This is a genomic window from Duganella sp. 3397, from assembly GCF_031456625.1.
In the GTDB taxonomy this organism is placed as follows: Bacteria; Pseudomonadota; Gammaproteobacteria; order Burkholderiales; family Burkholderiaceae_D; genus Rugamonas; species Rugamonas phyllosphaerae.
This window is the reverse complement of record NZ_JAVDVB010000001.1, coordinates 919,786-941,953: the sequence shown is the minus strand read 5'-3', so window position 1 is coordinate 941,953 and position 22,168 is coordinate 919,786. Positions and strand designations below refer to the sequence as shown.

Annotated in this window: 17 protein-coding genes; 9 read left to right on the top strand and 8 right to left on the bottom strand. The window is 64.9% G+C overall.

Annotation, left to right across the window (positions count from 1 at the left end; genetic code table 11):
- Window positions 1-100 precede the first annotated feature (100 nt).
- Entirely contained in the window at window positions 101-385 is a 285-nt protein-coding gene (locus tag J2X54_RS04130) for a hypothetical protein (RefSeq protein WP_310178170.1), read from the bottom strand.
- Between the two features lie 220 nt (window positions 386-605).
- Between J2X54_RS04130 and J2X54_RS04125 the strand changes: the two genes are divergently transcribed.
- The 4 genes from J2X54_RS04125 to J2X54_RS04110 all read left to right on the top strand — a co-directional run bounded on the left by J2X54_RS04125 (window position 606) and on the right by J2X54_RS04110 (window position 6,713).
- A complete protein-coding gene (locus J2X54_RS04125) occupies window positions 606-2,261 on the top strand; it encodes a M28 family peptidase (protein WP_310178168.1) in 1,656 nt (551 codons plus the stop codon).
- A gap of 132 nt (window positions 2,262-2,393) precedes the next feature.
- Window positions 2,394-5,444: a DUF6701 domain-containing protein gene (locus J2X54_RS04120; protein WP_310178167.1), complete on the top strand. Its 3,051-nt coding sequence runs from the start codon at window positions 2,394-2,396 to the stop codon at window positions 5,442-5,444.
- Window positions 5,445-5,559: 115 nt separating this feature from the next.
- The gene (locus tag J2X54_RS04115) at window positions 5,560-6,261 is read left to right on the top strand and encodes a dienelactone hydrolase family protein (protein ID WP_310178165.1); all 702 of its coding nucleotides are present in this window, start codon (window positions 5,560-5,562) and stop codon (window positions 6,259-6,261) included.
- 8 nt (window positions 6,262-6,269) lie between these two features.
- Window positions 6,270-6,713: a thioesterase family protein gene (locus J2X54_RS04110; RefSeq protein WP_070247349.1), complete on the top strand. Its 444-nt coding sequence runs from the start codon at window positions 6,270-6,272 to the stop codon at window positions 6,711-6,713.
- A gap of 21 nt (window positions 6,714-6,734) precedes the next feature.
- On the opposite strand, the gene J2X54_RS04105 is transcribed toward J2X54_RS04110, so the two are convergent.
- Window positions 6,735-7,232, bottom strand: coding sequence for a DUF3016 domain-containing protein (locus J2X54_RS04105; protein ID WP_310178162.1), 498 nt, complete (start codon window positions 7,230-7,232; stop codon window positions 6,735-6,737).
- Between the two features lie 213 nt (window positions 7,233-7,445).
- On the opposite strand from J2X54_RS04105, the gene J2X54_RS04100 reads away from it, so the two are divergent.
- Together J2X54_RS04100 and J2X54_RS04095 are read left to right on the top strand one after the other, a co-directional pair.
- Window positions 7,446-9,368, top strand: a complete 1,923-nt coding sequence (locus J2X54_RS04100) for an alkaline phosphatase PhoX (RefSeq protein ID WP_310178160.1) — start codon at window positions 7,446-7,448, stop codon at window positions 9,366-9,368.
- A 177-nt stretch (window positions 9,369-9,545) separates the two neighbouring features.
- Window positions 9,546-11,051 (top strand): HD domain-containing phosphohydrolase, encoded by a 1,506-nt coding sequence (locus tag J2X54_RS04095; RefSeq protein ID WP_310178157.1) that lies wholly within the window; start codon window positions 9,546-9,548, stop codon window positions 11,049-11,051.
- Here the strand turns inward: J2X54_RS04095 and J2X54_RS04090 are convergent.
- Window positions 11,048-13,189, bottom strand: coding sequence for an ATP-binding protein (locus J2X54_RS04090; protein ID WP_310178155.1), 2,142 nt, complete (start codon window positions 13,187-13,189; stop codon window positions 11,048-11,050). The genes J2X54_RS04095 and J2X54_RS04090 overlap by 4 nt on opposite strands.
- Before the next feature lie 196 nt (window positions 13,190-13,385).
- Here J2X54_RS04090 and J2X54_RS04085 point away from each other — a divergent pair, with 196 nt between their 5' ends.
- The gene (locus J2X54_RS04085; protein ID WP_084640613.1) at window positions 13,386-14,195 is read left to right on the top strand and encodes an alpha/beta fold hydrolase; all 810 of its coding nucleotides are present in this window, start codon (window positions 13,386-13,388) and stop codon (window positions 14,193-14,195) included.
- 8 nt (window positions 14,196-14,203) lie between these two features.
- On the opposite strand, the gene J2X54_RS04080 is transcribed toward J2X54_RS04085, so the two are convergent.
- Window positions 14,204-15,652: a GAF domain-containing sensor histidine kinase gene (locus tag J2X54_RS04080; RefSeq protein ID WP_310178151.1), complete on the bottom strand. Its 1,449-nt coding sequence runs from the start codon at window positions 15,650-15,652 to the stop codon at window positions 14,204-14,206.
- 63 nt (window positions 15,653-15,715) lie between these two features.
- Complete coding sequence (locus J2X54_RS04075; protein ID WP_310178149.1) at window positions 15,716-16,222, bottom strand: hypothetical protein; 507 nt, start codon at window positions 16,220-16,222, stop codon at window positions 15,716-15,718.
- A gap of 80 nt (window positions 16,223-16,302) precedes the next feature.
- Between J2X54_RS04075 and J2X54_RS04070 the strand changes: the two genes are divergently transcribed.
- Window positions 16,303-17,400, top strand: coding sequence for a porin (locus J2X54_RS04070; protein ID WP_310178147.1), 1,098 nt, complete (start codon window positions 16,303-16,305; stop codon window positions 17,398-17,400).
- 7 nt (window positions 17,401-17,407) lie between these two features.
- On the opposite strand, the gene J2X54_RS04065 is transcribed toward J2X54_RS04070, so the two are convergent.
- Window positions 17,408-17,653 (bottom strand): hypothetical protein, encoded by a 246-nt coding sequence (locus J2X54_RS04065; protein ID WP_141749472.1) that lies wholly within the window; start codon window positions 17,651-17,653, stop codon window positions 17,408-17,410.
- 246 nt (window positions 17,654-17,899) lie between these two features.
- On the opposite strand from J2X54_RS04065, the gene J2X54_RS04060 reads away from it, so the two are divergent.
- Complete coding sequence (locus J2X54_RS04060; protein ID WP_310178144.1) at window positions 17,900-18,295, top strand: hypothetical protein; 396 nt, start codon at window positions 17,900-17,902, stop codon at window positions 18,293-18,295.
- Between the two features lie 6 nt (window positions 18,296-18,301).
- Here the strand turns inward: J2X54_RS04060 and J2X54_RS04055 are convergent, their stop codons facing one another.
- Entirely contained in the window at window positions 18,302-21,397 is a 3,096-nt protein-coding gene (locus J2X54_RS04055; protein WP_310178142.1) for a CHASE domain-containing protein, read from the bottom strand.
- Entirely contained in the window at window positions 21,398-22,105 is a 708-nt protein-coding gene (gene queC, locus J2X54_RS04050; protein ID WP_310178139.1) for a 7-cyano-7-deazaguanine synthase QueC, read from the bottom strand.
- Window positions 22,106-22,168: the final 63 nt, after the last annotated feature.

The following is a 22,168-nucleotide window of genomic DNA, read 5'->3' as shown; positions in this document are numbered from 1 at the left end:
AATCCGTCATCCCCGCGAAGGCGGGGATCCATACTGAGCCTGAACACAAGCGGCCTATGGACCCCGCATACGCGAGGATGACGGATCGGCGGCTCGGGTATTACTTGACTGGTGCGGCTGGTGCTGCTGGTGCTGCCGGTGCTGCTGGCGGCACTGGCGCGCCGTCTTTTTCAGCATGGGCCTTGGCCGGCTTCATTTTCTTGTCGTGTGCCTTCCTGGCGTGCTTTTCGGTGTGCTTGGCTTCAGGCGCCGGGGTGGCTGCCGGTGCGGCCGGCGCTGCCATCGGGGCTGGCGCTGGAGTATGAGCCGGTGCTGGCGGCGGGGTCTGGGCGAAAGCGACGCCGGCGAACAGGGAGGTGATCAGGGTAGCGGCAATTTTGTTCATGATGTGAAATCCTTAAATATCGTAAAAATCGTTTATATAGTTTTCTGGTAACTGACCCTGCTTTTTTTTCATGGCCGCTTGTTACGTCGGTCATGAGCAAAAAACGCCGCCGCCCTGCCCAGCGTTGACCATCATTACACACCGTTACGCACGCTTACACTTGCTTACAAGCAGCGCCGATTTACAGTAAGATGGTCCGCTTTCACGTCACGGAGTTGCCATGCGCCTTACCATGTTCGCCCTCGCCGCCGGCCTTGCTTTCCAGGCCACCGCCCATGCCCAGGCCGGGCAGCCGGTCGTTACCGAAGCGCCGCTGCGCGCCCACCTGTCCTTCCTGGCCGACGACCTGTTCGAGGGACGCGGCACCGGCCAGCGTGGCGGCCTGCTGGCGGTACGCTACCTGGAAACGCAGGCGGCCGCGATCGGCTTGAAGCCGCTGGCAGACGGCACCTACCGCCAGTCCGTGAAAATCGAAGGCACCAAACTGCTGCCGGGCAGCGCCCTCAGTTTCGATATCGCCGGCAAAACCGTCACCCCCAAGGTGGGCGAGGAAATCCTGATCGGCACCATGAGCGGCAAACAGGACGTGGCGATCGACGCGCCGCTGGTGTTCGTCGGCTACGGCGCCGAGGCGCCCGAGGAAAAGTGGGACGACTACAAGGGCTTGGACGTCAAGGGCAAGGTCCTGGTCATGATGGTCAACGACCCGCAGCCGACGCTTGATGAACCGAACCGCTTCGCCGGCAAGGCTTATACCTATTACGGCCGCTGGCTGTACAAGTTCGAGGAAGCCGTGCGCCGTGGCGCCGCCGGTGCGCTGCTGATCCACACCACGCCGTCGGCATCGTACCCGTGGAGCGTGCCGGCCAATGGCTTCGGCCACGAGCGCTTCCACCTGAAGGGCAAGGGCAACCCGGTGGAAGGCTGGCTGCAGGAAGACACGGCGCGCTCGCTGTTCGCCGCCGCCGGCTTCGACCTCGACAAGCTGCGCGCAGCGGCCGAGCGGCGCGACTTCAAGCCGGTGGATTTGAACACCCGCGTCCACGGCCAGCTGCGCAGCAGCGTGCGCCAGATCGAGGAATTCAACGTGGCCGGCATCGTGCCCGGCACCGACGCCAGCCTCAAGGAACAGGCGGTGATCTATTCGGCGCACTGGGACCACATGGGCATGGACGAGGCCTCTGCCGCGGATCGGACCAAACCCGTGGACAATGGCCAGCACGACCACATCTACAACGGCGCCATCGACAACGCCTCGGGCACGGCCGCCCTCCTGGTGATGGCAGCCGAAGCGGTCAAGCACCCGGCCAAGCGCACGCAGGTGTTCCTGTGGCCGGCCGCCGAAGAGCAAGGCTTGCTGGGCGCTGCCGCCTACGTGCAAAACCCGGCCTGGCCACTGGACAAAACCACGGCCGACCTCAACCTCGACAGCATGAACTTCGTCGGCAAGACCTCCGACATCGGCGTGGCCGGCGCCGAGCGCAGCAGCCTGTACGAAGCCTCTGGCGCGGTGGCGAAAAAAATGGGCCTGACGCTGGCGCCGGCGATCCCCGACCTGTCCGGTGCATTCTTCCGCGCCGATCACTTCGTGTTTGCCAAGGCGGGCATTCCGGCCTTTAACGTCGGTTCGGCCGTGTTCTCGGGCGACGGCCATTTCACCTTCGTCAAAGACCTGGAAGCCTCGCGCGCCAAGCTGGTGGCCTTTAAAAAGGACTATCACCAAGTCACCGACGAATACCGCCCGCAGTGGGACCTGTCGGGCATGGTGCAGCAGGCGCAATTCACGCTCAACCTCGGCTACTACGTCGCCAATGCGCCGGCGATGCAGACGTGGAAGGCGGGCGAGGCGTTCGGCAAGGTGAAGCGCGCGAAGTAATCGTGCGTTATTAGCCACAGGACTGTGCCACACGGCAATTTCTCAGGGTAAAGCGCCTATAATTCAGGCAGGCGTTTTTACCTGAGAGAAATAATGTTGCGAGTCTTGTGGTTAGCTTTTTGCACCCTGTTAATGACGATAGCGTTTGCCGAACCCGCGCAGGCGAGTAAATTCACCGGCAATGGCAAGCCACCGGCCACCTGCACGCTCAGCGGAACAACCTACACCTGCTCGACGATTTTCAGCGGCGACAACGACACGGCAGAGATCGCCAGCGGCTACACGGTGCTGGTCACCGCAGACCTGGTAATGGGCTATTTCCAGGACATCAAGATGACCGGAACGGCGCGCCTGGAAACCACCGGCAGCTACAAAATCGACATCACCAATACGCAGCAGAACAATTTCAGCACCGATGGCGCGACCATCAAGGCTGGGGGCAATTTCTCGCTGGGTAACGGCAAAACCATCACCGCTAACATTATCGGCGCCACGGTTGATATCGTCGGTTCGTCGTCGAAGATTACCGGTACGATTATCGCCACAGGCAACGTCAATCTGGTCAGTGGCACCCAGGTCACCGGAGCTGTTTCCGGCGGCAACATCACTGTCGGGGCAGATGCCAAACTGGGCAGTTCTTTGATCGCCACCGGCGCCATCAGACTCGAGTCCAGGGTCACCGTGGCCAGCGGCCTGAGCGGGGCGTCGATCAGCACCGACTCTGACGTCAAAATCACCGGCGCGGTCAAGATCGCTGGCCTGGCCGACTTTGCATCCGGAAACACGGTGACCGGCAAGGTCGATGCCGGCTCGCTGACCTTACGTTCAGCCAACGCCACTATCAACGGCAATGTCACCGTCACCGGTGATACGCTGCTGGAAAACAGCACCGTGATCAATGGCGACCTCGATGCCAATAACGTCAAGACCGGCGACTCCAATGCCAGAATCAACGGCAATGCCACCGTCAATTCCATTTATTTCGGCTACGGCGGCACCGTGTCGAAAGTCATCACCTGCAAAAATCCTCCCAATCCCCAGAAATGCAGTTGTGTCACCTACTCATCAACCTACAACTACAGTCCCACCTGCGCCGCCGCTGCCCCAGCCAGCGCCCACCACTTCCAGATCACCCACAGCGGCAACGCCCTCACCTGCCAGCCGCAGATGGTGACTGTCACCGCCTGCAGCAACGCCGATTGTTCGACGCTATACAACAGCAGCATCAAGACCACCTTGCAACCGGGCGGCGCCGAGTTCACCATCACGGGCGGCAGCAATAGCGCAGCCAGCGTCAGCCGCAGCACGGCTGGTACCGCCACGCTGTCGGCCAGCGGGGCGCCCAATCCGACCACCTGCGTAGGCGCCTCGGGCACCGCCAGCACCTCGTGCGACATGGTGTTCAGCGACACCGGCCTGGCGCTGACCGTTCCCGACCATGTCTCGATGACCGCCGCCAACGTCACGCTGCAGGCGCTCAAGTCAGCCCCCGCACCGAATGCCGGCAAGACCTGCGTGCCGCTGGTGGCCAGCACCACCGCCACGGTCAACTTCAGCTGCAGCCAGATCGACCCGGCCAACGCCGCCAAGCCGGGGATGGCGCTCAAGAATTCCGACGCTGCCAACTACACCAGCGTCAGCTGCGGCAGCGGCAGCACCGGCGTGCCGCTCAAGTTCAACGCGGACGGCCTGGCGACCGCCAACCTGCAATATTCCGAGGTCGGCAAAGTCAGCCTGTCGGCCAGCTACACCAGCGGCAATCTTGGCGCCAGCACGCCGGCAGGCGGCACCGCATTCACGGTGGCGCCCAAAGCGTTCCGGCTCAAGGCTACCCGTGTTGGCACCACCCCCGCGCTGCCCGCCGGCGTGTTCGCCCGCGCCGGCGAACAGTTCACGCTGCAGATCTCGGCTGTCAACGCGCTGCCGGACAATCCCAGCAATATGGACGCCAATGTCACCAAGAATTTTGGCAAGGAGAGCACCAGGGAAAGCGTCCAGCAAACTATCAGCGTGACCGAGCCGACCGGTGGTGTGGGGAAGCTGGCAGGCAGCTTTGTCATCACCGATGGCACTGCCAGCGGCCCTTACACCTTCGACGAGGTGGGTAAAATCACGATCACGGCGACCAACATCAACCCCAGCACCAGCACTACAAATGGCACCAAGCCGCCCACCTATTATATGGGCATTTCAAGGCCGGATTTCGAAACCAGGGGCACGCTCGACCTCGGCCGCTTCATCCCCGATCATTTCGACACCACCTTGCCGCAGCCGCTGACCGACACCGCAGCGGGCGACACCATGGATTGCACCAAGACCGGCGGCATCGTGCAACCGTGTAGCAAACGCCTGGTCTATTCCCGGCAACCGTTCCAGCTCGTGGTGTCCGCCTACAACAGCGCCGGTGCGCTCACGAAGAACTACTCGGGCGTCTATGCCAGAACCATTACCCTGCGTAGCTGGAGCAACTCCGTCGACACGGCCACCGTCAAAGCCGTGGAGATCGACGGCATGGGCTGGAGCGATGAGCCCACCACCACCACCACCACCACGCGCTTTACCTTTGCCGGCGGCGTGGGCACGCTGGTCAAGGACAGCCAGAACCCGCTCAACCTGCCCTACTTCGCTTTTGCCGCAGCCAGCACGCCCAGCAATCCCACCCGCTTCGTCGTGCGCGCCACAGACACCGACGGCGTGACGTCGGCGCGCACCGCGCCGGCCGAGCTGGAACTGACTGCCATTAGCGGCCAGCTCTATATCGCCCCCAATTTCGGCGCCGTCAATGCGCCCATGCCGATGCATATGGAGGCACGGTTCTACCTCAACGGCGGCTACCGGCTCAACCCCGCCTTTGCCCTGCCGGCGCCGTCACTGGACCTCAACTCGCTGCGCTACAGCAACTGCCAAAAGTTGCTCGCCGCCGACGCCAACGGCAATTGCACTGCCGCCGCGCAGTTGAAACTGTCCGGCACCGGCCAACCAACCTTTAGCAATGGCAAATCCGTGTTCCGCCTGCAAGGTCCGGGCATCGGTCCGGGCTCGGTCGGCATTTCGCTGCGCGGACAATGCCCGACCGGCGCCAGCTGCCCCGACTGGATCACCTACCTGCCCGCCACGGTTGGCAATGCCACCTTTGGTATCTACCGCTCCGGCCCCGTCATCTACACCCGCGAAGTCTATTAATCCGGGACATCGAGCAGCCTGCTGCCCGATGTCCCATCCATATCCAAAGGCGTACGGCAACAACGCCGAAAACACGGTACGATGGTCGCTTTACCGATCACGTACAAGGAACACCATGGAAACGAATTCGCAATGGATCGATGTCACCACCGAGGACGGCACATTCGGCGCCTACCTGTCGCTGCCGCGCGGCGGCAAGGGTCCGGGTATCGTCCTGCTGCAAGAGATTTTTGGCGTCAATCAGCACATCCGTAATGTGGCCGACCAGTACGCCGCCGACGGCTACGTGGTGATCGCGCCCGACCTGTTCTGGCGCGCCGAGGCCCGCATCGAACTCGCCTACGACGAAGCCGGCTGGAAGCGCGCGGTGGAACTGATGAATGGACTCGATTTCGACAAGGCCCAGACCGACATCGCCGCCAGCGTCAAGGCGCTGCGCGCCCACGAAGGCACGGCCGGCCAGAAGATCGCCTCGGTCGGCTACTGCATGGGCGGCCTGCTGTCGTACCGCACCGCTGCCGACGGCCTGGTCGATACCGCCGTGGCCTATTACGGCGGCGGCATCCAGAACGGCCTCGACCGCGCGGACCAGGTCAAGGTACCGCTGCTGATGCATTTCGGCAGCGCCGACAGCCATATCCCGAACGAGGCGGTCAAAGCCATCGCCGAGCGCTTCGAAGGCGTGGAATCGGTCGAAATCCACGTGTACCAAGGCGCCGAGCACGGTTTCAACTGCAATCACCGCGATTCGTACAACCAGCGCGCCGCTGCCGAAGCACACGGCCACACGCTGGTCTTCCTGAGCGAACAACTGTAAGGACCGCCATGGCCCGCCTCACACTCGATTTTCCGGACGACCAGTATTACTTTTCAACGCAGCTTACCGTGCGCCACACCGACATCAATGCCGCCAATCACCTGGGCAACGATTCGATGGTGTCGATGATTTCGGAAGCGCGTGCACAATTCCTGGCGGAATTCGGCGTGCAGGAAATGGATAGCAGCGGCGCCGGCATCATCGTCACCGACCTGGCAACGGCGTACCGCGCGGAAGCGCATGCGCGCGACCATTTGCTGTTCGAGGTGGGAGTCATGGACTTCAACCGCTACGGCGGCGACATCACGTTCCGGGTCACGCGTCCGCGCGACTCGACCCTGGTGGCCATGGCCAAGTATGGCTTCGTGTTCTTCAACTACCGCACCGGCGAAGTGGCGCCGATGCCGGCCGCTTTCGCTGCCAAGTTCCCACGCGTCAACCGGATAGGTTGACGCGCGGTGCCGCCGCCAGGACTAGTTGGCGGCGACTTTCGGCAAAATGGTTTTTTCGAACCAGTCGTCGATCATCTGCTTTTCATAACGCATCGGATCGCTGTCGGACAGGCGCGTGGCGCGCTGCTGGTACATCATGTTCGACAGGTCGCTCTCGCCGCTGCGCAGCACCGCGCCGTTTTCTTCCAGCGTATAGCGCAGCTTCATGTGCGGCCAGTCGGCGCCGCCATTCATGATGCGGATATCCTCGCCTCCCGACCGGCGCGGCCACAGCCGCCCCGCCAGGTCGATATCAAGCACCTCGATCTTCAGTTGCTGGCCTGCCGGCAGCTTTTTATCGAACGTGGCGAAATACTGGGTAAACTCCTTGAGCACGCGTTCGCGGTCGATCTGGCCGTGCGGCATATCGATGAATTCGTCGGGCTTGACATAGCTGACACTGACCTGGGCCCAGGCCGCACCGGTGGTGGCGGCCAGCACCAGCAAGGCCGCCAGGGTGGATGTGATCTTCAAGCGCATGGCGCACTCCTTCATGAACTGCATTCGTAGGTAAACAATATAGCCCGTTTGCCGGCGCGCGGCACGGTTTGACGCGATTTGTTACCAATCGTCGCCGCATGTCATGGTGGTGTCATATCAGATAGTTACTATCTCGGCCGTCGGGATGCGCCACCATCCCGGATGATGCCGCGCCGCCGCCGGCACAGTAATGGCCTATTTCCAGGAATATTTATGACCGAGTCGCCCGATCTGTCCCGCCGTCGCATTGTTCAACTGTTTGCCGGCATGCCGCTGCTGCCGCTGGCTGGCGGCGCCACCGCCGCCCTGCTGACCGCCTGCGGCGGCAGCAACGACAGCGTCGCACCGGCCACCAAGCTGATGTCCGTCACCTTTACCGGCATGGCCGCCCCCAGCCTGGCCGATCCGGCCAGGATGGCCACCACGACGGTTGCCTCGGGCATGAACGCCACCTATTCCGACGGCAAGACCCAGGCCTATACGCTGGCCTACCAGACCTTCTTCATCACCGGCGCCATGGTGCCCAACGGCAGCGGTGGCACCGTCCTGTCGGGCGGTTACTACGACATCAACAACCGTCCGATCATGGACAACAGCGGAACCACTCCACGCCAGTTCTTCTCCGACTGCCCGGACGGCACCTCGCTGCTCAAGCTCGACGCGCCCACCGTGGCCGGCGTCAAGGGCAACACCGTGTTCGCGGTGGTGCAGTTCGAATATGCGTCCAGCAACCTCAAGGGTGACTCGATGTACGGCATGCTGCCGTCGCCGATCGCCGTGCTCACGCTGGACCAGGACAAGACCACCGGCGCACTGACGCTGGTGAAGTACCACAACGTCGATACCAGCAGCGTCAACGGCCTGTGGATCACCTGCGGCGCCAGCCGTTCGCCGTGGAACACCCACCTGTCGAGCGAAGAGTACGAGCCGGATGCGACCCTCGTCGCTACCGACAGCCAGTTCGCCGGTTTTTCGCGCAGCCTGTACGGCGATGCGACCCGCGCCAACCCTTACCACTACGGCCACATGCCGGAAATCACGGTCAACCCGGACGGCACCGGCAGCATCAAGAAGCACTACTGCATGGGCCGCATCTCGCACGAGCTGGTGCAGGTGATGCCCGACGAGCGCACCGCGCTGATGGGCGACGACGCCACCAACGGCGGCCTGTTCATGTTCGTGGCCGACAAGGCGCGCGACCTGTCGAGCGGTACCCTGTACGTGGCCAAGTGGCTGCAGAAAACCACCGACAACGGCGGCTCGGCCGACCTGCAATGGATCCGCCTGGGCAAGGCCACCAGCGCCGAAATCAAGGCCCTGGCCGACACCCTGAAAGCGGCCGACATCATGGACGTGCGCACCGCCGATCCGAGTGACGCCACCTTCACCAAGATCGCCTTCAACGGCCGCAGCAACTGGGTCAAGGTCAAGCCGGGCATGGAAAAGGCCGCCGCTTTCCTGGAAACCCACCGCTACGCCGCCCTGGCCGGTGGCAGCATGGGCTTTACCAAGATGGAAGGCACGACCGTCAACGCCAAGGACAAGATCGCCTACTCGGCGATTGCGGCCATCGGTTCGGCCATGACCAACGGTTCGGGCGGCATTTCGATCAAGGGCCCGAGCGCCGGCGCCGTGTATGCACTGAACATGAAGGCCGCGCAAAAAGACCTGAGCGGCGCCGCCATCGACAGCGAATGGGTGCCGGTGGACATGGCCGCCGTGCCGGGCCTGCTGAGCGAAGACCTGGCCACGCCGGATGCGCTGGGCAACACCGCCAATGCCGAGAAGGTCGCCAATCCGGACAACATCAAGTTCTCGGAAAAACTGCGCACCCTGTTCGTCGGCGAAGACAGCGGCACCCACGTCAACAACTTCCTGTGGGCTTACAACGTCGACACCAAGGTGCTCACGCGCCTGCTGTCCACGCCGTCGGGCGCAGAATCGACCGGCCTGCACGCGGTCGATGACATGAACGGCTTTGCCTACATTATGAGCAACTTCCAGCACGCCGGTGACTGGTCGAGCTCGCTGCACGCCAAGGTACGCACCACGCTCGACCCGCTGATCCGCGCCAATTACCGCGACCGCTACGGCGCCGCAGTCGGCTACTTGACGGGTTTCCCGCTGCTGGGCTGATACTCCCTGCTTCAGTTGTACTTTTACCCGCAGCGCGCAAGCCCTGCGGGTTTTTTGTGACAGAAGTGTTGCATGTTCTAACGTGATTTTTTTTGCTGGCTGTTGTTGCCTGTTGTCAATAGCAATGGGTGGGACTACAATCGAAAACTTGTTGTAGCCACCTCTTGCGGAATGCCCATGTCTTTTTTGTCCTCTGCAGCGCCAAAGTTAGCACCATGGAAAGTCCTGTTGGTGGACGATGAGCCCGACATCCATGACATTACCAAGCTGACCCTGAACCGCTTTCGCCTCGACGGCCGTGCGCTGGCCTTTTTGCACGCCTACAGCGGCGCCGAAGCCAAGGAGATAATGGCGCGCGAGACCGATATCGCGCTGGTGTTCCTCGACGTGGTGATGGAAAAAGAGGACAGCGGCCTGGAAGTGGCGCGCTGGATGCGCGAGGACCTGGACAACCAGTTCACCCGCATCGTGCTGCGCACCGGCCAGCCCGGCCAGGCGCCCGAAGAGCGCGTGATCGTCAATTACGACATCAACGACTACAAGGAAAAGACCGAGCTCGACCGCACCAAGCTGTTTACCACCACCTTTGCCGCCCTGCGCGCCTACCGCGACATCATGAAGGTGGAAGAAGCGCGCCTGCAGCAGCTGAACTACCGCGAAGGCCTCGAGCGCGTGATCGCCGCCTCGGCCCATATTTTCCAGCAGCGCAACCTCAAGGATTTCGCCAACGGCCTGCTGCAGCAGGTGGTGGCGCTGCTGCGGCTCGAACACAGCATGCTGCTGCGCCTGCGCGCAGCCACCGCGATTGGCGGCGTGAACGACTACGAAATCCTGGCCCAGATCGGCGACACCGACGCTACCTTGCTGAGCCCGGCCGTACTGGCCCAGCTCGATGTCGCCAAGAGCAACAAGATCTCGCGGGTGGAAGGCGACACCTATGTCGGCTACTTCCCCAACAGCAGCGGCAAGGCGTCGCTGCTGATCCTCAAGGGCGTGGAAGAAATTTCCGAGATCGACACCAAGCTGCTGGAGGTATTCTGCTCCGGCGTGGCGATCGCCTTCGACAATATTTTGCTGACCCAGGAAATCACCGACACCCAGGCCGAGCTGATCCTGCGCCTGGGCGACGTAGTGGAATCGCGCTCGCACGAGGCCGGCAACCACGTGCGCCGCATGGCCGAGGTGTGCCACCTGCTGGCCACCGCCGCCGGCCTGCCCGACGACGAAACCGCGGTGCTGCGCCATGCCGCGCCGATGCACGACATCGGCAAGATCGCCACGCCGGACTCGGTGCTGCTCAAGCCGGGCAAGCTCGATCCGGACGAGTGGGAAATCATGAAGCAGCACCCGACGGTGGGCCTGTCGATCCTGGACGGCTCGCAACGGCCGATCCTGAAGGCGGCCGCCGTGATCGCCCACCAGCACCACGAAAAATACGACGGCAGCGGCTACCCGCAAGGCCTCAAGGGCAACGACATCCACCTGTACGCGCGCATCGTGGCGGTGGCCGACGTGTTCGACGCACTGATGCACAAGCGCTGCTACAAGGACGCCTGGCCGGTAGCGCAAGTGGTACAACACCTGCGCGACGTGGCCGGCCGGCACCTCGATCCGCACTTTGTCGATCTGCTGGTGGCCAATATTGATGCAGCGCTGGCCATCAACGAGCGGTTCCCGGATTAAGAGCGTCTTGCGCCCGGCGTGACGGTAGTGAGCACTGCCGCCACCTGCTCCGGCGAGGCCGGCTTGAGCAGGTGGTGGTCGAAGCCCGCCGCCCCGGTACGGGCGCGGTCGTCTTCGGCGCCCCAGCCGGTCAGCGCCACCAGTTTTACCCCATCCATGGCCGACATTGCCCGCAGCGCACGGGCCGCGCCGTAGCCGTCAAGGCGCGGCATGCCGATATCGAGAAACACCAGGTCGGGCGCGAACGCCGGGGCGGCGCTCACGGCCTGCTCGCCGTCGTAGGTAACCTGCACCTGGCAACCCATGGCGTCGAGCAGGTCGCCCAGGGTGTCGGCGGCGTCGATGTTGTCGTCGGCGACCAGTACCCGCAACGATGCGCGCGCAGGCGCCGGCTGCGCCTGACCTTCATCATGCAGCGCGGCCGCCACCGCCGCCAGCGGCAGGCGGATGGTAAAAGTGCTGCCCTGGCCGGGGCCGGGGCTGGTCGCCATCACGCTGCCGCCGTGCAACGTGACCAGGTGGCGCACCAGGCACAGGCCGATGCCCAGGCCGCCCTTGGAGATGCCGATGCTGTGCGGCGCCTGGGCGAACATCTCGAACACCGCTTCCAGCGCCTCGGGCGCGATGCCGATGCCGGTGTCGGTGACCTTGATCACCGCCATGCCATCAACCGCCTTGGCAGCGACGCCGATGCGGCCCGGCTGCGGCGTGTACTTGGCGGCGTTGGTGAGCAGGTTGCTCAGCACTTGGCTCAGGCGCACGGCGTCGCCCTCGAGCCAGACCGCCTGTGCAGGCAGATCGAGCGCCAGTTCGTGCCCGGCCGCCTCCACCAGCGGCAGGCTGGTTTCCACCGCGCTGGCCACCACCGACTGCAGGGTCACGCGTGCGTTTTGCAGCACCACCTTGCCGCTGCTGATGCGGGCGATGTCGAGCAGGTCGTCGATCAGGTGGACCATGTGCCCGACCTGGCGCTCCATGGTGGCCAGCATGCGCTCCCTGAGGCCCGGCTTGTCAGAGCCGATGCGCAGCAGCTCGACCGCGTTGCGCACCGGCGCCAGCGGGTTGCGCAGTTCGTGCGCCAGCGTGGCCAGGAATTCGGACTTGCGGCGGTCGGCCTCGCGCAGCGCCTCGGTCGAGCGCACCCGCTCGATGTGGGCCCAGCAGCGGTCCACCACGGCTTCCACCAGCGCCACCTCGTCGCGGGTCCAGGTGCGCGGCTGCTGCTGGTGCACGGCCATCATCGCCACCAGCCTGCCCTGCTTGACCAGCGGGCAGCAGATGATGGCCTTGATGCCGATCTGGCTGAACATTTCGTAGCCATCACCGTGCGCCAGTTCGGTGTCCACGTCGTGGATCAGCAGGGTACGCCCCACCCGCAGGTTGGACGTCGCGCGCGAGCCGAACAGGTCCAGCGAATACACACCTACCGTGCTGATCGCGCCTTCGATGGTCCAGTCGTGGCGGATGGTGAAGCGGTCGTTGTCGGGCTCCAGGTCGGCGTACGCCACCCGGGTGGCTTCCAGGTACTCGCCCAGCAGGCGGGTGCTGTGCGCCATGATGGTGACCGGTTCGGCGGCCAGGCGCGTGGCTTCGCCGATCTCGTCGAGCAGGCGCAGGCGTTCCTCCACCTGGCGCACCTTGCCGGTGGTTTCGCTGCACACGCACAGCACGCCCGCAATCGCGCCCGACTCGTCGCGGATCGGGCTGGTGGAAAAGCTGGCGTACACCTGTTCGGCGTAACCGTTGCGGGTGAGCGTAAACGGCTGGTCCTCGTACCACAGCGACTCGCCGGCCATGGTGGCGGCCAGCATGGGACCGACCTGGTGCCACACGTCGGCCCATACCATGCAAAACGGCTGCCCCAGGATCTGCTGCGGCTGGTCGGCCTTGGCGCCCAGCACTTCGCGGTAGTTGTCGTTGTAGAGCAGCGCCAGCTGCGGCCCCCAGGCCACGTACATCGGGTGGCGCGCGGCCAGCATCATGCCAGCGGCGGTGCGCAGCGACTGCGGCCAGGTTTCCAGCGGCCCGAGCGGCGTGTCGGTCCAGTCGAACCCGCGCACTACGGCGCCCATTTCGCCACCACCGGCGGCAAAGCCCAGGTCGGGATTGAAAACAGCAGGGGCAGGCGCAGTGGACATGACGGAACGAGATTGCTCGAAAAGGTGGACAACCCGCACGATAGCATTTTTGCGCCGAAATCCCTGCCGAAAGGTCAGCCGTCCGCCCTGCTTGAAGATGGGAGGTGGGGTTTTTTCCTTCGAAACGACAATCGGCGCTGCTAGTATCGAATTTCAGGCGCGGCATGGGCCGCGCCACCCGATACCAGGAGCTGTCATGACGTCGTCCTCGTCCTTTACCCGCTTGAGCAAACACGCCGCGCTGGCCGCAGTGATTGCCGCTTCCACCTTTGCCGTTCCTTACGCCAGCGCCGCCGGCGCCAAGCCCACCGTGGTGCTGGTGCACGGCGCATTTGCCGACTCGTCGAGCTGGGATGGCGTGATCGCCAAGCTCGAACAGGACGGCTACACCGTGATGGCGGCCGCCAATCCACTGCGCAGCGTCAAGGGCGACGGCGCCTACGTGGCCTCGCTGCTCAAGAGCATTCCAGGTTCGGTGGTGCTGGTCGGCCACTCGTACGGCGGCTCGGTGATCAGCGCTGCCGCCGCCGGTGCGGCCAATGTCAAGGCGCTGGTGTACGTGGCCGCGTTCGCGCCGGAAGCGGGCGAGACGGCGGTAGGCCTGTCGGGTAAATTCCCGGGCAGCACGCTGGGCCCGACCCTAGCGCCACCGGTGGCGCTGGCCGATGGCGGCAAGGACCTGTACATCCAGCAAGACAAATTCCCGGCCCAGTTTGCCGCCGACGTGCCGGCCGCCAAGGCCAAACTGATGGCATCCGGCCAGCGCCCGATCACCGACGCCGCGCTCAACGAAGCGTCGCCGGCGCCGGCCTGGAAGAACATCCCGTCGTGGTTCATCTACGGCACCGCCGACAAGAACATCCCGCCCGCATCGCAAGACTTCATGGCCAAGCGCGCCAAGTCGAAAGACACGGTGGTGATCAAGGGTGCCTCCCACGTGGTGATGACCTCGCACCCCGCCGAAGTGGCCAAGCTGATCGAAGCTGCCGCCGCTGCCGCCAAATAACCCCCCTGCTATTTGCGTTTGACCTTGGGGAAGCGCAGCTTGTAGTGCAAGCCCATGCCCGGGGCGCTGGCCACCTTGACGGTGCCGCCCAGCGCGCCGGTGACCAGGTTGAACAGGATGTGGGCGCCCAGGCCGCTGCCGCCCGTGCCGCGCTTGGTGGTGTAGAACGGATCGAACAGCTGGCCCAGGGTGGACGTGTCCATGCCCACGCCGTCGTCGCTGTAATCGAAGTTGACGAAATCGCCATCGACCTTGCCGGTGATCTTGATGTGGCCATGTCGCCCTTCCTCGAAGCCGTGCACCAGTGAGTTGACCACCATGTTGGTGAGCACCTGCGACACCGCACCGGGAAAGCTGGCCATGTTGATGTTGTCGTCGCAATCGATGTCGATCGTGACCGGCTTGCCCTTGAGCTTGGGCTGCAGCGACAGCAGCACTTCGTCGAGGTACTTGCGTAAATTAAAACTGCGGATATCGTCCGACGACTGATCGACCGCCACCTGCTTGAAGCTGCGCACCAGCGCGGCCGCGCGCTGGGTGTTGGTGGTCATGATGCGCAGCGACTGATCGATGATGTCGAAGAACTGGTTCAAACCGTCTTCGTCGAGAATGCCGGCCGCCAGGTCGGCGCGGGTGAGCTTGAGTTCTTCCACCAGGTGGCTCGTTGCCGTCACGCAGATGCCCAGCGGGGTATTGATTTCGTGGGCCACCCCGGCCACCAGCCGCCCCAGGGAGGCCAGCTTTTCCTGCCGTACCAGTTCGCCCTGGGCGTCCTTGAGCGACGTGAGGGCGTTTTCCAGCGCGGCGTTCTGCTCTTCCAGGGCGTCGTTGGCATGGCGGATGTCGTCTTCGGCGCGGCGCCGTTCGGCCACTTCGTGCGCCAGCAGCGCGGTGCGGTCCTGCACCGCGCGCTCGAGGCGATCGACGCTTTGCAGGCCGCGCAGCGCAGCCGAGACGTAGTCGGCGATCAGCGCAAACAGCGCCTGGTCCTCGCCATTGAACGTGTGCTGGCGGTCGTAGCTCTGGATCACCATCGCGCCCAGCACCTGGTGGTCCTGGTCCAGCAGAGGACAACCCATCCAGTGCTCGGCGATGGTGCCGATGCCGAAAGCGGCATTGTCCAGCCTCCTGGAGACGTGCTCGGCAGCCGTCATCACGATCGGCCGGCCACTGGCGATCACCGCTGCCGTGGGCGACTCGCCGTCAGCCAGCTCGAACAGTTCGTCCTTCGGCGGCGCCGCGTCGACTTCATCGACGAAGTACACGAAGCGCACCTGGTTGGCCGGCCCTTCGTGGTCGCTGAGCGCGACGAAAAAGTTGGCGGCATACATGATGCGCCCCAGCGCCGCGTGCACCGATTGCAGGAATTCGCTGATATCGGTGCAACTGCCCGATTTGCGGCCGATCTCCAGCAAGATGGCCTGGACTGCTTCAAGACGGGCGAGACGCTCTTCCATTCAATTTCCTGTAATTAATACGCACAGGAAATACTATCAGCCGGCCCGGTCCAGGGCCAGCAATCATTGCGGTTTGCGGTAGCCGTTGTCGATCCATGTGGTCGCGGAGGTCACACTGAGCTTGAAGGTGGGCGCCACGCGCACCTTGGCCAGCTCTTCGCCGTACGGATCGAACGCCGCGAGGATGGCGTACGGGTCGTCTTCGTCGGGGACGATGTCGAGCGTGACCTTGACCTGGCCGCCGTCGTCGGTGTTGACGAAGACGTTCTTGTGCAGTTGCGCGTGCAGCTGCTGCTCGTGGCGGCGGATCACCTCGTTGGCGGTCTTGACCAGGGTGTTGAAGGCGTTGACATCGAGCGGCTTGGGGTTTTTCTTGTCGCGGCCCATGGTCCAGGGACCGACCAGCGCCGGTTCCGGCTCGCCATCCTTGACCATGGCCACGGCCCAGCCCTCGTCATCGTCGTTCTTGATCACGCGCGCGGTCCAGCCATTGCCCTGCCACAGGCGCGGCTCCTGGATCGGGGCGTCGTCTTCGGGGGTGTCCGGTACATCGGGGAAGTCGTTACTCATACTTTAGGCTCGGGTGTCTTGGCATCGGGGGTGAAATAATAAGCGCCTTATACGCGAACAACAATAGAAAGTCACCACTGATGCACAAACTTGGCCTTGCCCTCTTCCTCACCGCCGCCACTGGCACAGCTTGCGCGCAAAGCAACGTTACCATTTACGGCCGCCTGAATACTGGACTCGAGTCGCTGCGCAGCTCGGACAGCGGCAGCACCGACGCCACCGTCACGCGCCTGAGCAATTATCGCTCGGTGCTCGGCTTTCGCGGCACCGAGGACCTGGGCGGCGGCCTCAAGGCGATCTTCCAGATCGAGGGCACGCTGGCGCTCGACACCGGCGCCGGCGGCCTGGCCTCGCGCGACACCCGGGTGGGCCTGGAAGGCACGGCCGGCACCTTGTTCATTGGCAACTGGAACCTGCCCTATAACACCGCCACCGCCGGCCTCGACCCGTTCTACCCGACCACGGCCGGCTACATGAGCATCATGGGCAATGGCGCAGGCGCCACCGTCAGCAATACCAGCGACACCTCCTCGTTCGACCGCCGCCAGCAGAACAGCGTGCATTACTGGTCGCCCGAGTGGCACGGCATGCAACTGCGGGTGGCGCGCTCGGCTGCCGAGGAACGCCCGGCCAGCGGCGCCAAGCCGTATCTGAACTCGGGGGCGGTGGTGTTCGAGAACGGCAGCTGGTACGCCACTGCGGCCATCGAGCGCCACCACGAGTACCAGGGCCCCGGCACCAGCGACACCGGCGCCAAGCTGGGCGCGGCCTACCGCACGGGCGACACGCGGGTGGCGGTGATCGGCGAACAACTGAAGTATGAGCTGGCAGCGGGCACCCTCAAGCGCCGCGCCGCGTACGTGTCGGTCACGCACCAGGTGGGCCGCCATGCGTTCAAGCTCGGTGTGGCCCGCGCAGGCGATGGCAAAGGCAGCGCGGCGGACGGCGCCCAGATGGGCAAGGTGCGCAAGGGGGTGGATACGGGCGCGACGCACTACACGGCCGGCTACGATTACCTGCTGAGCAAACGTACGACCATGTTCGCGTTTTACACCCACATCAAGAACGAGCGCAACGCCGGCGTGGACTTTGCCATCAATGGCCTCGGCGCCAACGGCGGCGCCAGCCCGGGCGCCACGCTCCAGGGCGCGTCGCTGGGCTTGCGTCACAACTTCTAGAAAGCTATCAGCACACCACGCACGGCCGGCGCTCGACCAGCGGCGGCTTCGGTGGCTTGTAGCGCGGATCGATCGCCGGTTCTGGCGTGTGGTAGCTGAACGGCGTGATGATGATGGGCGGGATCGCCGGCGGCGCCGACGGTGGGCCCTTGGGGCCGCCGCCCGAAGAGCGCGTGGCGCTGCGTTGGCGCCGGGTTGTGTGTGGACAAGCGTCGGGGATCGATTGCCCCTCGCACCAGACTAGCCTAGCCATGTTGTGGTCCTCCCTGAACTGGGTAGAGATTAAGTATAGGACGGCATAACTTTAAATCAAGGAACAATCGCCCGCCCCGCCTGGCGCCGCTGGTCGCTGCGGGCACGCATTCCAACCCGCCATTTCTGCGTTTGGTCGCAATCCGGTGGCCGCCACCGTCCCCGCCCGGTACAGTTCAATCATGCCAAACGGCACCGGAATCTCATACCAAATAACACACCAATAACACACCAACGGGGTACCACCATGACCAGCACCGCCAAAAAACTGTTAGTAGCCGCCATCGTCTTCGTGCTTGCCATCTCGCTGTGGGATGCCATGTGGTCCAACAATCTGCATGTCAATCTCGGCGACGATGATTTCGACGGCCCGCTCGGTGCGCTGTTCGGCGTGGTGCTGGCCGGCGGCGGCATGTTGATCGCGGTGGTGGCCCTGGTGTGCGCAGCCGTGTTCGTGGGCGTGCTGTGCGCGGGCATCGGCATCGTGCTGGTCAGCGCGCTGGTACTCGCCTCGGTGATCGTGGTGGCCGCCATGTCGCCGTTGCTGCTGCCGCTGCTGATCCCCGTGGGCCTGTACTGGATCTTCAGCGCCCGCGCCCGCGCCCGCCGCCAGCGCCGCGCTGCCTACGCCCCAACCGCTTAAACTTTTTCAATCGGAAGCGGCAGGGTTGGGTAAACCGTGCCGATCCGACCCAATACTGTCCTTGTCCTGCAGTTCCACCCGGTTGCGCCCGGCGCGCTTGGCGCGGTACAAGGCCTGGTCGGCGCGGATCAGGGCCGCATCGCCGCCGGGCAGTTTGCCGCCCATCACCGAGATGCCGATGCTGACCGTGACGTGCAAACGCACGTCACCGCCCAGTTGCAGCGGACTCTGCGCCACGCGCTGGCGCAGCCGTTCCGCAAACACGGCCGCCGCCGGCAAGGTGGTCCCCGGCAGCAGCATGGCGAATTCCTCGCCGCCCATGCGGCCCACCATGTCGATCTTGCGCTGCTCGTCCAGCATCAATACGCCCAGTTGGCGCAGCACGGCGTCGCCGGCGGCATGGCCATGTTCGTCGTTGATGCGCTTGAAGTGGTCGACGTCGAGTTGCAGCACCGCCGTGCAGGCGCCGATGTCGCGTCGCAGCCGCGCCTCCTCGTCGGCCAGGCGATGCATGAATTCGCGCCGGTTGGCCAGGCCGGTGAGAAAGTCGGTGGTGGCCAGCAGCCGCAGCTCGTCGTGCATGCGGCGCTTCTCGGTGGTGTCCACGGTGGAAACGATGACGAAGTCCAGGCTGTCGGTGTGGCCGGGCATGACCATCAGGGTCAGCTCGTTGTGGCGCACCACACCGTCCAGGCGCCGGAAGCTGCCCTCGCCCACGAAGAAATGCTCGCCGCGCGCCAGCGCCGCCAGGGCCTGGGCAAACGCCGGCATCGCAGCGGCCTCGAAATTTTGCGCCAGCGTGATGTCGGCCAGGCCGTGCGGGCCGGCGCCGACCTGGCGCCGCGCCGCCGCGTTCAGGTCGACGATGCGCACCAGCGCCGCCAGCCGCGCCACCTGGCTCGGATTGGCGTCGAGGTAGCGGCCCATGTCGTCGACGCCGGAGGCGGTCAGTTCGGCCAGCGCGGCATACAGCGCCGACCAGTCCTGCTGCCACAGCGCCACCGGCGCATGATCGTACAGGCGGCGAAAACGCGCCTCGCCGGCGCGCACGGCCTGCGCGGCCTGGGCCTGTTCGATGGCGATGCCGGCCAGCCGAGCGGCCTGTTCGATCAGGGCGATATTGGCCATGCTGGGCTGGCGCACTTCGCGCTGGTACACCGAGAAGGTGCCGATCACCGCACCACCGGCCCCCAGGATCGGATCGGACCAGCCGGAACCGATGCCCGCACGCAGCGCGATGTCGCGGTGCGCCATCCATGCAGGGGCCCGGTGCAAGTCTTCGATGATCACCCGGCGTCCGCTGACCACGGCTTCCACGCACGGTCCCTGGGTGCCGTGCAGCGCCATGCCGTGGATGGCGGCGTTGAAGAACGGCGGCAAACTTGGCGCGGCCGCCACCAGCAGGCGCTCGCCGTGCTCGTCGAGCAGCAGCACGCTGCACAGCAAGTCTTCGTTGTCGGCCTCCACCCCGGCCACCACGCTCTCGAGGATACGCTCGAGCGGGGCGCCGGTGGCCAGCAGTTCGAGCACGCGGCGGCGGGTGTGCTCGCGCCGCTTGCCATGCTCCCTTTCCGTCACATCACGGAACGACCAGATGCGCGCCGGCTCGCTGCCCAGTTGCAGACTGCGCGTGTGCTGCTCGATCACGCGGCCGTCCTTCAGCCGCAGCAGCGCCTGTTGCGGCATCTGCCAGCCGCCATGCGGTTCCAGCGCCGCCGGCTGCAACGGATCAAGCTCGAACTGGCCGTCCTCGGGGCGCGAGAGCTGGGTGCGCAGGTGCGCCATCAACACCGCGCCGTCGCTGTCCCAGTCAAAATATTCGGGCACGTTCCACAGCTCGCGAAAGCGCCGGTTGGCATTCAGGATGGTGCCCTTGAAGTCGTCGGCCAGGATGCCGTCGACGGTCGCATCGAGAATGCTGCGCAACATGGCCTGGCTGCGCCGGGCGCTGTCGGCCATGGCCAGCAGCGCGCCCTGCCCGTCTTTCAGTTCGGCCGCCAGCGCGGTGCTGCGCGCCAGCGCCTGGTGGGCACGCACGCGGCCGCGCGCCAGGGCCCAGGTCAGGCAGGCGGCCAGCACGCTGAGCAAGGCGCCGCCCAGCGCCACCAGGCGCATGCGGTCAGTGACCAGCAGGTGCGCCGCATGCGGCATGGCGATGCGCAGGGTCCAGCGGTGGCCGCCCAGCGACACTTGCTGGATACTCGACCGCGCGGGCGCCGGTACGGTAGTGACAGCGCCGGCACCAGCGGCACTGCGGTAGACCAGGTTGTCGGACGTGGCGCGCTCGCCGTCGTGGACTTCCACCATCAAGCCGGCCGTGCGCGGGGTACCCAGGCGCATCATCAGCTCCCCCACCCGGAACGGCGCGAACACCCAGCCGGTCAGCGCCGCGCGCCGTTCGGCCACGGTGGCCACCGGCTGGCCGGGTCGGTACAGCGGCAGCAGCATCAGGAACGCCGAACGCGGCGCCTCGGCCGGGTCGTCGAGCAGGCGCACGGCGCCGGTCATGGCCGGCAGCCCGGTGTCGCGCGCGCGTTCGAGCGCAGCGCGGCGCAGCGGCTCGCTGGCGGCGTCGAAACCGAGCGCGCGCAGACTGAGGGGATTGGGCGGTTCGCTGTAGACGGTGGGCGCATGCCAGGGGCGTTCGCCGGCCGGATAGATGCGGTAGTCGGGATTGGTGTCGGGCTCGCGGCGGGTGGCCGCTTCGTGCTGCGCGCGGGCGCCGCCGGCCACCAGCTGCATGTAGCCGATCGACTGCACGCCGGGCGAGTGGCGCGCCAGCCCCTGGGCGGCGAGATAGGTGCGGAATTCGCGCCGGCTGACATGGTCGGAACTGTAGAACAGCCCCTGCACGCCGTACAGCACTTGCACATAGGTTTGCATGCGCTGGTCGAGCTGGTTGACCAGCTCGCGCACACGTACCTCGAAATCGGCTTGCAGTTCCTGGTCGGCGTCGTGGCGGGCGTCGCGCCACAGCACCGCAGTCACGCCCAGGCTCACGGCCAGCACCAGCGCGGACAATACGCGCGGTGACTGGGCCAATGCCAGCACCGGCGCCAACGGGCGGCGCTGGCGGAATGGCGCTGGCGCGGCCGGATCCACTTAGTTCCCGGTACCCGTGAACTGGCGGTAGCCGCGCGCGCGCAGTTCGCACGCCGGGCAGGTGCCGCAGCCATAGCCCCAGTCGTGCAGGGCGCCGCGCTCACCGAGGTAGCAGGTGTGGGTGCCGGAGCGGATCAAATCGACCAGCGGCGTGCCGCCCAGGTCCTGCGCCAGTTCCCAGGTCTGGCGCTTGTCGCGCCACATCAGCGGGGTTTCGAGCTTGGTGCGGGTGTCCATGCCCAGGTTGAGCGTCACTTGCAGCGCCTTCATGGTGTCGTCGCGGCAGTCCGGGTAGCCGGAAAAATCGGTCTCGCACATGCCGCCGACGAGCACCGTCAGTCCGCGCCGGTAAGCCACCGTGGCGGCCACCGTCATGAACAGCAGGTTGCGGCCCGGCACAAAGGTATTGGGCAGGCCGTTGGCCTGGGTTTCGATGGCGATATCGTGGGTCATCGCGGTCTGCGAGATCCTGGAGATCAGCGACAGGTCGATCATGTGGTCTTCGCCCAGCCTGGCGTCCCACGCCGGGTTGAGCGCACGCAGGCTGGCGATCAGTTGCGGGCGCACGGTCAGTTCGACGGCGTGGCGCTGGCCGTAATCGAAACCGATGGTTTCAACCCGCGCGTAATGCTTGAGCGCCCAGGCCAGGCAGGTGGTGGAATCTTGTCCACCGCTAAACAGGACCAGGGCGGAATCGGTTGGCAACATTGCTTTTCTTTCCAGATGTATCAACTATTATTAGTACGCCATGATTCGGGGCATTCCGGTACC

Excerpts from the sequence above, each read along its gene's own strand:
- J2X54_RS04100 (WP_310178160.1), top strand. The coding sequence starts at position 7,446 with ATGACCGAGTCGCCCGATCTGTCCCGCCGTCGCATTGTTCAACTGTTT.
- J2X54_RS04060 (WP_310178144.1), top strand. The coding sequence starts at position 17,900 with ATGACCAGCACCGCCAAAAAACTGTTAGTAGCCGCCATCGTCTTCGTG.
- J2X54_RS04120 (WP_310178167.1), top strand. The coding sequence starts at position 2,394 with ATGACGATAGCGTTTGCCGAACCCGCGCAGGCGAGTAAATTCACCGGC.
- J2X54_RS04110 (WP_070247349.1), top strand. The coding sequence starts at position 6,270 with ATGGCCCGCCTCACACTCGATTTTCCGGACGACCAGTATTACTTTTCA.
- J2X54_RS04080 (WP_310178151.1), bottom strand. The coding sequence starts at position 15,652 with ATGGAAGAGCGTCTCGCCCGTCTTGAAGCAGTCCAGGCCATCTTGCTG.
- J2X54_RS04095 (WP_310178157.1), top strand. The coding sequence starts at position 9,546 with ATGTCTTTTTTGTCCTCTGCAGCGCCAAAGTTAGCACCATGGAAAGTC.
- J2X54_RS04085 (WP_084640613.1), top strand. The coding sequence starts at position 13,386 with ATGACGTCGTCCTCGTCCTTTACCCGCTTGAGCAAACACGCCGCGCTG.
- queC (WP_310178139.1), bottom strand. The coding sequence starts at position 22,105 with ATGTTGCCAACCGATTCCGCCCTGGTCCTGTTTAGCGGTGGACAAGAT.
- J2X54_RS04075 (WP_310178149.1), bottom strand. The coding sequence starts at position 16,222 with ATGAGTAACGACTTCCCCGATGTACCGGACACCCCCGAAGACGACGCC.
- J2X54_RS04090 (WP_310178155.1), bottom strand. The coding sequence starts at position 13,189 with ATGTCCACTGCGCCTGCCCCTGCTGTTTTCAATCCCGACCTGGGCTTT.
- J2X54_RS04130 (WP_310178170.1), bottom strand. The coding sequence starts at position 385 with ATGAACAAAATTGCCGCTACCCTGATCACCTCCCTGTTCGCCGGCGTC.
- J2X54_RS04070 (WP_310178147.1), top strand. The coding sequence starts at position 16,303 with ATGCACAAACTTGGCCTTGCCCTCTTCCTCACCGCCGCCACTGGCACA.
- J2X54_RS04115 (WP_310178165.1), top strand. The coding sequence starts at position 5,560 with ATGGAAACGAATTCGCAATGGATCGATGTCACCACCGAGGACGGCACA.
- J2X54_RS04105 (WP_310178162.1), bottom strand. The coding sequence starts at position 7,232 with ATGCGCTTGAAGATCACATCCACCCTGGCGGCCTTGCTGGTGCTGGCC.
- J2X54_RS04065 (WP_141749472.1), bottom strand. The coding sequence starts at position 17,653 with ATGGCTAGGCTAGTCTGGTGCGAGGGGCAATCGATCCCCGACGCTTGT.
- J2X54_RS04125 (WP_310178168.1), top strand. The coding sequence starts at position 606 with ATGCGCCTTACCATGTTCGCCCTCGCCGCCGGCCTTGCTTTCCAGGCC.